The organism is Pseudomonas borbori, assembly GCF_900115555.1.
GTDB classification, from domain to species: Bacteria; Pseudomonadota; Gammaproteobacteria; order Pseudomonadales; family Pseudomonadaceae; genus Aquipseudomonas; species Aquipseudomonas borbori.
The window spans coordinates 43,133-54,747 of the sequence record NZ_FOWX01000033.1; the positions used below are offsets into that span (position 1 = coordinate 43,133).

At 57.6% G+C, this 11,615-nt stretch carries 8 protein-coding genes, 3 tRNA genes and 2 pseudogenes; 7 read left to right on the forward strand and 6 right to left on the reverse strand.

Annotated features, from left to right (window positions below; all coding sequences use genetic code 11):
- Positions 1–12: 12 nt before the first annotated feature.
- The 3 genes from BM315_RS19920 (at position 13) to BM315_RS19930 (ending at position 401) form a co-directional block, all read left to right on the forward strand.
- Positions 13–88 (forward strand) — tRNA-Gly (locus tag BM315_RS19920).
- 39 nt (positions 89–127) lie between these two features.
- A tRNA-Cys gene (locus BM315_RS19925) sits at positions 128–201 on the forward strand.
- 113 nt (positions 202–314) lie between these two features.
- Positions 315–401, forward strand: a tRNA-Leu gene (locus tag BM315_RS19930).
- Between the two features lie 82 nt (positions 402–483).
- Here the strand turns inward: BM315_RS19930 and BM315_RS19935 are convergent.
- The 3 genes and pseudogenes from BM315_RS19935 to BM315_RS19945 form a co-directional block, all read right to left on the reverse strand.
- Positions 484–1,515, reverse strand: a complete 1,032-nt coding sequence (locus tag BM315_RS19935) for a tyrosine-type recombinase/integrase (RefSeq protein ID WP_090504673.1) — start codon at positions 1,513–1,515, stop codon at positions 484–486.
- A 1-nt stretch (position 1,516) separates the two neighbouring features.
- A complete protein-coding gene (locus tag BM315_RS19940; protein WP_090504683.1) occupies positions 1,517–1,723 on the reverse strand; it encodes a DUF4224 domain-containing protein in 207 nt (68 codons plus the stop codon).
- A gap of 167 nt (positions 1,724–1,890) precedes the next feature.
- A pseudogene (locus BM315_RS19945) lies at positions 1,891–2,180 on the reverse strand (transposase); the annotation flags it as partial.
- Positions 2,181–2,345: 165 nt separating this feature from the next.
- On the opposite strand from BM315_RS19945, the gene BM315_RS19950 reads away from it, so the two are divergent.
- On the forward strand, positions 2,346–3,710 hold the full coding sequence (locus BM315_RS19950; protein ID WP_090504686.1) for a UDP-glucose dehydrogenase family protein: 1,365 nt from the start codon (positions 2,346–2,348) through the stop codon (positions 3,708–3,710).
- Positions 3,711–3,747: 37 nt separating this feature from the next.
- Entirely contained in the window at positions 3,748–4,587 is an 840-nt protein-coding gene (gene galU, locus BM315_RS19955) for a UTP--glucose-1-phosphate uridylyltransferase GalU (RefSeq protein ID WP_090504689.1), read from the forward strand.
- Positions 4,588–4,632: 45 nt separating this feature from the next.
- Here the strand turns inward: galU and BM315_RS19960 are convergent, their stop codons facing one another.
- Positions 4,633–5,055, reverse strand: coding sequence for a VOC family protein (locus BM315_RS19960; RefSeq protein ID WP_090504692.1), 423 nt, complete (start codon positions 5,053–5,055; stop codon positions 4,633–4,635).
- 94 nt (positions 5,056–5,149) lie between these two features.
- Here BM315_RS19960 and gorA point away from each other — a divergent pair, with 94 nt between their 5' ends.
- On the forward strand, positions 5,150–6,511 hold the full coding sequence (gene gorA, locus BM315_RS19965) for a glutathione-disulfide reductase (RefSeq protein WP_090504695.1): 1,362 nt from the start codon (positions 5,150–5,152) through the stop codon (positions 6,509–6,511).
- 8 nt (positions 6,512–6,519) lie between these two features.
- Complete coding sequence (locus BM315_RS19970; RefSeq protein WP_090504698.1) at positions 6,520–7,143, forward strand: trimeric intracellular cation channel family protein; 624 nt, start codon at positions 6,520–6,522, stop codon at positions 7,141–7,143.
- A gap of 128 nt (positions 7,144–7,271) precedes the next feature.
- On the opposite strand, the pseudogene BM315_RS19975 reads toward BM315_RS19970, so the two are convergent.
- Positions 7,272–10,928, reverse strand: a pseudogene (locus BM315_RS19975) (UvrD-helicase domain-containing protein); the annotation flags it as partial.
- A gap of 15 nt (positions 10,929–10,943) precedes the next feature.
- On the reverse strand, positions 10,944–11,615 hold a 672-nt coding region (gene tnpC, locus BM315_RS19980; RefSeq protein ID WP_141123984.1), incomplete at its 5' end, for an IS66 family transposase.

Sequence of the window (11,615 nt, forward strand, 5' to 3'; positions counted from 1 at the left end):
TCTACAAGACAAGCGGGAATAGCTCAGTTGGTAGAGCACGACCTTGCCAAGGTCGGGGTCGCGAGTTCGAGTCTCGTTTCCCGCTCCATTTTCAGCGGACCGTCTAGTGCGGTCCGTTTAGTTTCAAGGCTGAGTAGCAGAGTGGTTATGCACCGGATTGCAAATCCGTGAACGCCGGTTCGATTCCGACCTCAGCCTCCAATTAGAAAGGCCTCGTAGATCACTGATTTACGAGGCCTTTTTGTTGGATATAGGAAATCTTGCGAGGCTCGACGGGGCTGTATATAGTCCAAGCCTCGCGCTAAAGCTCTACCGCCCGAATGGCGAAATCGGTAGACGCAAGGGACTTAAAATCCCTCGAGGGTAACCTCGTGCCGGTTCGATTCCGGCTTCGGGCACCATTTAAAATCAAGGGCTTATAGGCATTTTTGCCCGTTGGTCCTTTGTCATTTCTGGGCCGCAATTTATGTCTTGGGCCGCAATTCATCGAGTCGGGGTCACTTTCTTGCCCTTGCGCTCGCGGATGTACTGCTCGGTCATCACGACGGAGGTATGACCCAGTTGATCCCTGGCTTGCATAATATCGCCGCTTGATTCGGCTTTGTCCGTCCCGGCCTTGGCCCGTAGATCCCGTAATTGAAACAGTTTTTTATCCACTTTGGCCGCCTCCCTGGCTAGGTCAAACCTCCCCCTGAGCATTGCCGCCGACATTGGTGTGCCGTCCACCGTAACTATCAGGCGCGTCGATCTAACCTTGTGGGCAGCCTTGCGTGCCTTGATACGGTCAATCAACTCCGCAAGCTCGCCAATGATTTCGATACGCCGCTTGGCGCCGGTTTTCGCCTGCTTGATCCAAATTTGTCCATCCCTGACATCTCGCTCATCCATCAACCTGGTATCGGTTACGCGCTGGCCGGTCAGATAAGCCAAGTCCATGGCGTCTTGCAGGCCGACATCAGCCTGGTCATAGACCAATTTATAAAGGGCATTCTCGATGTATACGCCTCGCCCTGTTTCCTTATAGCCCTTAACCCCTGCGCATGGGTTTGCCAGGGCTGTATAGCCGTTCTCCCTGGCATAGTTCCAGATCGCGCTGAGCAAGGCTTTTTCACGGTTTGCCCGCACCGGCGCAGTTTGCCGCCAGCGAAGGTACTGCCGGACGTGTTGAGGCTGAATGGCATCAAGAGGGGCGGGAGGGTCATCGAAGTAGGAGATCAGATTGTTGATTTCTTGCTTGTTTTTCGCCGCAGTGGCAGGTGCCTTCTTCGGCATAACTTCAATCTGGTAACGCTCGGCCACATAACGGAAGGTGATGATTTTCTCGACTAGGGCGGTTGCTGTGCGGCTGCGCTCGAGCTTGGCGTACTCCATAATGGCCAAGCCATAGTCACTACCGAGGGCGATTTCCTTGCGTGGTTTTCCGCCCACATCGTAGTAGTAAAACACCCGGCCACTGGCCTTCTTGCGCTCACGCAGCCGTGCAATTGATCCTGGCTTAGTTGGCCTGCGACCCATTTCATACCGCCTTACAAGGTGTCCATGCCGGTTTTTCAACGTCGATATGACCGCTGGTTGTCACCGCGGACGCCGTAACGCTCGGCCAACCATTCGCTTTTATAGTGTGCCGGATGCCGTTTCGTTTCAAATTGAGAATCTGCCCAGCCTTAGTTCGAGCGCCAGTCAGTTCGCAGACCTCAGCATGGCTGAGAAATTGGATAACCATCAACTTACCTCCTGCACAGCCTTAGCCAGGCGCTTGTGGTGGGATTAGCTAAAGAGCCTGTAGCTGGGTACCACCATTTCCAACCAGCCTTTGTTATCCCGCTGCTCGAACAGGTAGGTACGGGCTTTCGGCTCGCCGTGGCGACGGCGGAAGCTGGCCAGTGTCTAGTGATCCGGGTGCTGGTTGCAGGCGATAAAGCGGAACGCCAGGGAGTCATAGCTGGCTTGCTGCTTGAATAGGCACCCGTGGCATAGCCGTAGATCAGCAACGACAGCAGCATAGTCGGATGGTAGGCAACGCTGCCGCGGCCCGCATAGGCGCTCTCCAGCTTCGATAGATCCAGGCCCTCTACGACCTCCACCACGTAGCGCGCCGAATGCGACTCGGGCAGCCAGTCTTGTACCGACGGCGGGAGCAGGTAGTCGATTTCGCGGTTTATCGGTCGAAAGCGGCTCATACAGTCAGGCTCCAGGAGCGATGCGCAATTCTACCGGCGATAGGGAAAGGTCCGACAGGCTGCTAGGAGGCTATGGATTGCCTGCCACAGGACTGTCGTGTCTGTGTCATACCCCTGCCATGCGCATTCGCTGCAATCGCTGTAACTCATCAGGGGAGTGCAGCGATGCGAATCTGCGTGATCGGAGCCGGCTATGTCGGATTGGTGGCGGCGGCATGCTTTGCCGAAATGGGCAATCGGGTGATCTGCGTCGAGCGCGATCCCTTCCGTGTTGCGCGACTGGCCCGCGGCGAAGTGCCGATCCATGAACCGGGCCTGGAGCCAATGCTCAAAGCACACTTGGCCAGTGGCCAACTGAGCTTCAGCCAGCACCTTGCCGAGGGCATCGTTCAGGCCGAGATAATCTTTATCGCGGTTGGCACGCCGAGCGGAGAGGACGGCTCGGCCGATCTGTCGCATGTATTGGCAGTGGCCGCGGCATTGGCCGAGCGCCTCAACCATACCTGCATCGTCGTGGATAAGTCCACGGTGCCGGTGGGAACCGGCGAGCAGGTCGCAGAACTGATCAATGCCGGTCTTGATCAGCGGGGCAAGCCATTTCGGATCGCGGTGGCGAGCAACCCGGAATTTCTCAAGGAGGGTTCGGCGATCGACGACTTCATGCGTCCGGATCGGGTCATCATCGGCTGTGACGACCCGGTGGCTAGCGAGGTTTTGCGGCGCCTGTATGCACCATTTCTGCGCAATCATGAACGCCTGCTGTGCATCAGCGTACGTGCGGCGGAGTTCAGCAAGTACGCGGCCAATGCGTTTCTGGCGACCAAAATCTCGTTCATCAATGAGATGGCGGGGCTCTGCGCGCCACTCAATGTCGACATAGAAGAGGTGCGCCGCGGCATCGGCAGCGATACGCGCATCGGTACGCATTTCATCTATGCAGGCTGTGGTTATGGCGGCTCCTGTTTTCCCAAGGATGTGCGCGCGTTGATTCGCAGCGCAGAAATGGCGGGAGTCGAGCCTGGCATCCTGCGTGCGGTCGATGCACGCAATGCCCTGCAGAAGACCCTGCTGTTCCAGGCCCTGAGCGAACATTTTTCCGGCTATCTGCAAGGGTGTGTGGTGGCGCTGTGGGGTTTGGCCTTCAAGCCGGGCACCGATGATCTGCGAGAAGCGCCGAGCCTGGTGCTACTCGATGCCTTGCTCGCCGCCGGCGTCACGGTTCAGGCGTGCGACCCGGTCGCTACCGCCGCGGTGGCTATGCTTTATCCCCAGGCCGTGGAGCACGGTCAGTTACGTCTGAGCGAGTCGCCCTACAATGTCGTGGAGGGTGCCGACGCCCTGGTTCTGGTGACGGAATGGAAGCAGTTTCGCCAGCCTGACTTTGCCCGTATTCGCGGCTTGATGCGTCGGCCGGTACTGTTCGACGGCCGCAACATATACGACGCCCAGCAACTCGGCGAGCTGGGTTTTCTCTATCGCGGCATCGGCCGGCCGGGGTTCGGGCATTGTATGGCCCGCGCAGCCTGCTAGACTCCCCTAGGTATTCTGCTCCCCGTTAAGGACTTCCATGCTCAAGAAATGCTTGTTCCCAGCAGCCGGTTACGGCACACGCTTTCTACCCGCAACCAAGGCCATGCCCAAGGAAATGTTGCCGATAGTGAACAAGCCACTGATCCAGTATGGCGTCGAAGAGGCGCTGGAAGCTGGATTGCCGGAGATCGCCATGGTCACCGGTCGCGGCAAGCGTTCACTGGAAGACCACTTCGACATCAGCTACGAATTGGAACAGCAGATCCGCGATACCGACAAGGAAAAATACCTGACCGGTATTCGTCGCCTAATCAGTGAGTGCACGTTCGCCTATACCCGCCAGGTGGAAATGAAAGGCCTCGGCCATGCGATTCTCACGGCACGCCCATTGATCGGCGACGAGGCCTTTGCCGTGGTCCTGGCCGACGACCTGTGCCTGAACCTCGATGGCGACGGCGTGCTGACCCAGATGGTCAAGCTATACAACCAGTTCCGCTGCTCGATCGTCGCCATTCAGGAGGTCCCCGCGGAGGAGACCCACAAGTACGGTGTGATTTCCGGCGAGATGATCCGCGATGACATCTACCGGGTGGATACCATGGTCGAGAAACCCAAACCCGAAGATGCACCGTCCAACCTGGCGATCATTGGTCGCTACATCCTCACCCCGGACATCTTCGACATCATCAAAGACACCCCTCCAGGCAAGGGAGGCGAAATCCAGATCACCGATGCGCTGATGAAGCAGGCGCAGAATGGCTGCGTGCTGGCCTACAAGTTCAAGGGGCAACGCTTCGACTGCGGCAGTGCAGAAGGCTATATCGACGCCACCAATTTCTGTTTCGATCACTTCTACAAGGCAGGCAATCTTTCCTGACCCCGTAGTGCCCTGTACAAGCCACCCTCGGGTGGCTTTTCTGCATCAGGGAATCGGCATAGCCTCCGAACCGGGGCCCAGGGGCTGGCCATAGCTGAACTCGACATAATTGCCCGCGGGGTCGCGTAGCCCGCAGTAATAGCCGACCGGGTAGGGCTCATCGCGTGGCGCCCAGATCAGGCAGCCGGCCTCTTGCGCCTTGGCGGCGACCCTGTCGACCTGCTCGCGGCTGTCCAGGGCAAAGCCGAAATGGCTGTAATCATCGGCGGCCAGCTGCCGATCCTGCCCGCCGGGCATGATCACGAAGATAAAGGTGTGTTCCTTGCCCGGTTCGGCCATCCAGACGATGCGCGAACCTTTGCCCGCTCGCTGGTGGATGACCCGCATGCCGCAGAACTCCGAATAGAACGCGACACAGGCATCCACATCCGGTACATGCAAGGCCAGATGGGTGAGGGTAGGGCGCATGGCGTTGCTCCTCTTGGCGATGTTTCAAGCTTAGGCCCTGCACGGTATTCAGGTGCGATTGGGTTATGCTGGCGGCCTGCTGAGGAGGCTGACCATGACCTATGACTTCGACCTGTTTGTAATCGGCGCCGGTTCCGGTGGTGTACGTGCTGCGCGCTTTGCCGCCGGATATGGTGCCCGCGTGGCCGTAGCCGAGAGCCGTTATCTGGGCGGCACCTGCGTCAACGTCGGTTGTGTGCCGAAAAAGTTGCTGGTGTATGGCGCGCACTTCGCTGAAGACTTCGAGCAGGCCCAGGGTTTTGGCTGGTCGCTATCCGGCGAAGCGAAGTTTGATTGGCCGACCCTGATCGCCAACAAGAACCGTGAAATCGAACGGCTCAACGGCATCTACCGCAACCTGCTGGTGGGCAGTGGCGTAACCCTGCTCGAGGGTCATGCACGCCTGCTCGATGCGCATAGCGTGGAGTTGGGCGGTCAGCGTTATAGCGCCAGGCATATCCTCATCGCCACCGGCGGTTGGCCGCATATCCCGCAGATTCCGGGGCACGAACATGCCATCGGCTCGAACGAAGCCTTCTTCCTCAAGCAGTTGCCCAAGCGCGTGCTGGTGGTCGGCGGTGGCTATATCGCCGTGGAGTTCGCCTCGATTTTCCACGGCCTCGGCGCCCAGACCTCGCTGCTGTATCGCCGCGAGCTGTTCCTGCGTGGCTTCGACGGCGCGGTGCGCGAGCATCTGCGCCAGGAGTTGAGCAAGCGCGGCCTGGATCTGCAGTTCAACAGCGATATCGAACGTATCGATAAACAACCCGACGGCAGCCTGCTCGCGACGCTGAGGGATGGCCGCGTACTGGAAACCGATTGCGTGTTCTACGCCACCGGCCGGCGGCCGATGCTGGATAACCTGGGCCTGGAAAACACCGTGGTAGAACTGGATGAGCGCGGCTATATCCAGGTCGACGAGCACTACCAGACCTCCGCACCATCGATTCTGGCGCTGGGCGATGTAATCGGCCGGGTGCAACTGACCCCGGTGGCGTTGGCCGAAGGCATGGCGGTGGCGCGGCGCCTGTTCAAGCCCGAGGAGTACCGCAAGGTCGACTACCGGACGATTCCGACCGCGGTCTTCAGCCTGCCGAATATCGGTACCGTCGGTCTCAGCGAGGAGCAGGCGCGGGAGGAGGGCTACCGGGTGGACGTCTATGAAAGCCGTTTCCGGCCGATGAAACTGACCCTCACCGAATGCCAGGAGCGCACCCTGATGAAACTGGTGGTGGATGCCGACAGCGACCGCGTATTGGGCTGCCATATGGTCGGTCCGGAAGCAGGAGAAATCGTCCAGGGCCTGGCGATTGCCCTGAAGGCCGGCGCGACCAAACAGATTTTCGACGAGACCATTGGCGTGCATCCGACGGCGGCCGAAGAGTTTGTTACCATGCGCGCCCCCGTGACCAGCTGAAAAACTCCATGCCGCAACTCTTCTACCTGGCCGACCTGTTCGGTGTCGCCGTATTCGCCATCACCGGCGCCTTGATGGCCGGGCGCAAAGCCATGGACCTGTTCGGCGTGCTGGTGATCGCCGTCATCACCGCGCTGGGCGGCGGCACCTTGCGCGACCTGATTCTCGACAATCACCCGGTCAGCTGGATACGCGACGACACCTATATCGTCATGGCATCCCTGGCGGCTATCGGCACAGTGGTCTGGGTCCGCTTCACCCAGCCGATCCATGAGAAGGGACTGCTGATCGCCGATGCCTTCGGCCTGGCCGTATTCACCGTGATCGGCACCGAAGTGGCCTTGCAGCACAACGTGCCGCTGAGTACCGCGGTGATCATGGGAGTCATGACCGGCGTCGCCGGTGGGGTCATGCGCGATGTGATCTGTAATGAAATTCCGCTGATCTTCCAGAAGGAAATCTACGCCACCGCCTGTATCGCCGGGGCCTTGGTGTTTATCGGCCTGCGCGCATTGGACACGCCGCACTGGCTCGATACCGGCGTCGCCATGCTGACCGTGTTGTTCATCCGCCTGGCTGCCATTCGCTGGCATATCTCGTTGCCACGTTTCCATTTGCTGGATCGGGACTGAGTCAGATAGAACGACTGGATCGGCAGGTCTGCTCCTTGCCGAGAGCTGCCGTTCGCGACGGGCAGTTTCGCCCCGAATAAGACCTCAGCGTTTACAACGCGATGGGGTATGGTACGGGCCTAGATTTACTAGGTGATGCTCCGCCCACTAACCCTCGGTATGACAATTTCCCAGCGCCCAGATTTGCAGCGCTTACGGTATTCATCCTCGCTGTCTTCTGCATAGCGAGTGATGACGCCCGCGACCTCGCATGTCTCGACTTCAAGGTTCAAGCGAAAGGCTTTTGATGTGCAGCCGACGGTACGATCTTGCTCGTCTTGGAGTAAGTAGCGGTCGCCTTCAGCGTGTAAACGTAATGAGTCGCCCGGTTTAAGCTCTCGGATGGCCTGATGAATAAGGGCTGTTGCTGGCTGACGACCTGGGTAACCAATGTCGATGTCTTTCATGCTGAACACTTGATACTGGGTGTCCAATGCCGGGTCATGCCGGCCATTGAAGCTTTGTTGTAGCAGGGCGTCACAGAGCGACTGGGTGAAGGCGTTGGTGGATGCAAATTCACAAAGGGTCAGAGTTTCTTCTGCTCGGGTCATGCCGACGTAGTACAGGCGGCGTTCATCCTCTAACTGTTGCTGTTTTTGGCTCCAGCCTCCATCTAGTATAGCCACATGGCGAAACTCTAAGCCTTTGGCGGAGTGCACGGTGCCGAGGTAAAGGCCGGCACGCGGTTGTTGGCGTATTTCCCGCGCGTAGTCATAAAGCCAATTAATCAGCGTCGCCCGTGCGAGCTGGCACTCACCGAACTCGCCCTTGAGCTGTTCGAAGGCCGTATGGAAAAACTCAGTCCATTGTTCATCGAGCGATAGGCTTTGCAGAGAGGCGTTTGCGCTGTTCGCATCAAGCAGCGGCATTTCGCTCGCGTGAAGATGCTCAATGGCTTGAATGTAACCACGCTGGCGCGTTAGTGGGAGTGCGCTCTGTTTGTCGGCAGCCAGGTAGTAGAGCACCGAATTTTTCTCACACCAGGCCTGAATCGGTAGCAGGTAGCGGTGCGTGCGTGCGAGAACTGCGCAGCCCTGCCAATCATCGCGCTGCTCTAAATCTTTGAGACGTTGCAACTCTGCCAATACGGCTTGTGCCTGGATGTTGCCTGTTGCGCTGTCGGCTGCGGGTAGTTGAATACATAAAACGCGGCCCTGCCGACGATGATCAAGAGTCTGCCAGCGACCGCCCATGGGCAACTCCCGGCGAGTGCTGTTGACCTGGATTGGGTGCTTGGCTTTGAGTCGATCACAGTTTTTTTCGATCAGTCGGTTGGCGGTCGCAATGATCATTTTGCTGGAGCGAAAGTTCTCCACCAGATAGCTGATGTCGGCGTTGTACTCTTGCTGGTAGCGCTCGATATGCTGATTGCTGCCGCCGCGCCATTGGTAAATATTTTGATCGTCGTCGCCGACGGCCAAAATGCACAGATCGTCGTCGTTTTCACTGTGGCGTTTGGCCAGGGCGCTTACCAGGTTGTACTGGCGTTCGTCGATGTCTTGATACTCGTCGACCAGGATGTAGCGATAACCGCGCAGTAGCCGCTCGCGCAGATCATCTTCACCTTCCGCCAAGTGTTTGCCTTCGAGCAGTTCGGCGGCGCGTTCGAGTAGCGCGTCGAGCTCGCCGTCATCGATCTTCTCGCGCTGTGAGAAGCTCACGCCGGTCAGGCGCATTGCCATCGCGTGATAGGTCAATATGGTTAAGCCGTAGGCTTCGTTACCAACCAAATCAAACAGGCGACGGCGAATCTCGTTAGCTGCATGACGGTTAAAAGTTAGGGCGATGATGCTACTGGCCGGCATGCGCCGCACGCGCAATAGGTACGCAATGCGGTGGACGATCACGCGTGTTTTGCCAGAGCCAGGGCCCGCGAGAATCAAGCGATTACGGTCGTCGGGGTCTGCGACCACGATTTTTTGCGTGGTATTTAACGCATAGACAATCGACTGCCATGAAGCCTCGCTGGTCGCCAGTTTGAGTACTTCGTCTTTGCCGGAAAAATACAGCTTGAGGAAGTTCTGCTTGCTCTCTTTGAAGTAGTGCATGACTAGGCTCAAGGCTGCCGCCATCTCTCTCAGGGCAACTTCTGCGTATTCACGCATCACATGCACCTGGATGCGCTTCTCCCGGTAGTGCTCATCAAGCTTGAGGAAGTCTTCTTTGAGGTAGCGCTGGCCATGCTTGTCGGGATTGACTTCGATGGTCATGGCGCGCCGCATCACGGTCATGCCGTGATTCAGTGTGAGTACTTCTTGCTGGTGCAGGTAGAGCAACACATGCTCAATGGCCTTTTTCCGTTGCTCGGGCTTGATGGTGGCGTTGAGCACTAGATCGCTTTCGATCATTTTCACTAGCTCGCCAAAAGTCGTTTGCACCAGTAGGTCTTTGGCACGCACGCCGCTGGGCAACTTGGCGAGAAGAAAAGGCAACAGCACCGCGGCGATAGCGCGGCGTTTTTCACCAAGCTCCTGTATTTTCTGCCAAGTGTAGCCATTGCGAATACGCAGCTTTAGGTAGTCACGGTTTAACTGGCGAAGTTCGAAGCTACTGCGCTGCGAGCTTTCGCCATCGCGATCCTGGGTCAGGCTGCGCAACAAACGCAGTATATGCAGGGGGAGCAGCTCTGCTTGTGCTGTGCTCTGGCGAAGCTGTGCGGTAAGCGGCGGCAAATTGATATCTTGCCAACCGCCCTGGTCCGCATCGGGTGCTTGCTCACGTAGTTCGCTGAACAGTGCATTTTCCAGCTGTAATGATTGGCTCAAGCGTTCATTGGATGAGCCAATTACGCCATGGCGCAGGTAGATCGTCAGCTGTGAGTCATTTTCCAGCAGGCCAAGATTTTCCAACTGTTTTAGCGTGCTGCTAATTTCTTCCTGGTTTTGCTCGGTGAGCGCCATCAGTTGATCGGTATTGATTCGCTCATCGGCATCCGCCGCATAAAGAAAACGCAGTACAGCTCGAAATTCTTCGAGTCGACGCCCGGGCAGTTTGGATTGTAATAAGCGCGCATCGGCTTCTTGTTCGCTAAGGCAGAGGCGGGCAGGGAAGACCTTGGTATGGTTTTCCTCACGGCTCAGGTATTGACCGCGCTCAAGCCAAGCAATAGCCGTGACCACTTTAGTTTCTGCATCACGGTCATCAACCTCGAAGCTGGTATTAACGCTTTCATCCTGAAGGATTTCACCGGCGGTGATGATAAGCTGTCCGCCTTTGCGCCGATTACCCTCACTGCGGACTTTGCGCAGTATTTGCTGAATGTCTTGCAGGCTTAGCTTGGACTTTTCACTGAGGCCGAACTGCGTTTCGATGTCTTGGGGGTCGTATAGCAGTACACATTTGGCTTGCTGTTGATCGCGCCCAGCACGCCCAGCCTCCTGTAAATAGTTCTCCAGAGAGCCTGGGATGTTGGCATGCACCACGAGTCGCACATCGGGCTTATCTACACCCATGCCGAAGGCGTTGGTGGCAACAATTACGCGTAGAGCCCCAGCTTTGAAGTCGTCCTGAATGTCCTTTTTCTCATGAGGCTGTAACCCCGCATGAAAGAAGCGACAGGCCCAGTGTTGCTCAATCAAAAAAGCCGCGAGCTCTTCCGCATTCTTGCGGCTGGAAACAAAAACTACCGCGCCGCCGTCTTGTTGGCCTAACTCGTCCTCCAGCAGCAGATGGGTACGCTGCCATTTCTCGCCTGACCCTGTTGGAAGCACCTCAAAACACAGGTTGGTGCGTAAGCGTCCGCCCAACTCACCTTGCGTAAGTTAGGCTGGCGCCCACCGATGCGGCAGCAGTTGATCAATCTCACTTGCCCGATGCGTCGGCAGGCGCGTCAGCACATCTTTGAGATAGGCATATGGATCATGCCCATTCATGCGCGCTGACTGGATCAAACTCATGATCGCCGCTGCCCGTTTGCCACTGCGCAGCGAGCCGGCGAATAACCAGTTCGAGCGCCCAAGAGCCCACGGCCGGATCTGATTTTCGACCGGGTTGTTATCTATGGGCACAGCACCATCATCAACATAGCGAGCAAGTGCATCCCAGCGTTTGAGGCTGTAATCCAGTGCTTTGGCCATAGCCGACCCTTCGGGCACAAGATCGCGCTGGGCGAGCATCCAGGTGTGCAGTGCGTCGAGAAGGGGTGCCGCCTTTTCCTGGCGTATTCGCCAGCGATCTTCGTCGCTCATGTCCCGCGCTTGCCGTTCGATTTCGTACAACCCGCCAATCGAGTGCAGCGCCTGTTCGGCCAGTTGGCTTTTGTTCGTCGCATGTAGATCGAAGAACTTGCGGCGGGCATGGGCCATGCAGCCAATTTCGGTGATGCCTTGCTGGAAACTTGCCTTGTAGCCGGCGAAGTCGTCGCAAACCAGCTTGCCATTCCACGGGCCAAGGAAGTTGCGCGCATGCTCACCTGCACGGCTCGGGCTGAAGTC

Excerpts from the sequence above, each read along its gene's own strand:
- BM315_RS19935 (WP_090504673.1), bottom strand. The coding sequence starts at position 1,515 with ATGGGTCGCAGGCCAACTAAGCCAGGATCAATTGCACGGCTGCGTGAG.
- BM315_RS19940 (WP_090504683.1), bottom strand. The coding sequence starts at position 1,723 with ATGGTTATCCAATTTCTCAGCCATGCTGAGGTCTGCGAACTGACTGGC.
- BM315_RS19950 (WP_090504686.1), top strand. The coding sequence starts at position 2,346 with ATGCGAATCTGCGTGATCGGAGCCGGCTATGTCGGATTGGTGGCGGCG.
- galU (WP_090504689.1), top strand. The coding sequence starts at position 3,748 with ATGCTCAAGAAATGCTTGTTCCCAGCAGCCGGTTACGGCACACGCTTT.
- BM315_RS19960 (WP_090504692.1), bottom strand. The coding sequence starts at position 5,055 with ATGCGCCCTACCCTCACCCATCTGGCCTTGCATGTACCGGATGTGGAT.
- gorA (WP_090504695.1), top strand. The coding sequence starts at position 5,150 with ATGACCTATGACTTCGACCTGTTTGTAATCGGCGCCGGTTCCGGTGGT.
- BM315_RS19970 (WP_090504698.1), top strand. The coding sequence starts at position 6,520 with ATGCCGCAACTCTTCTACCTGGCCGACCTGTTCGGTGTCGCCGTATTC.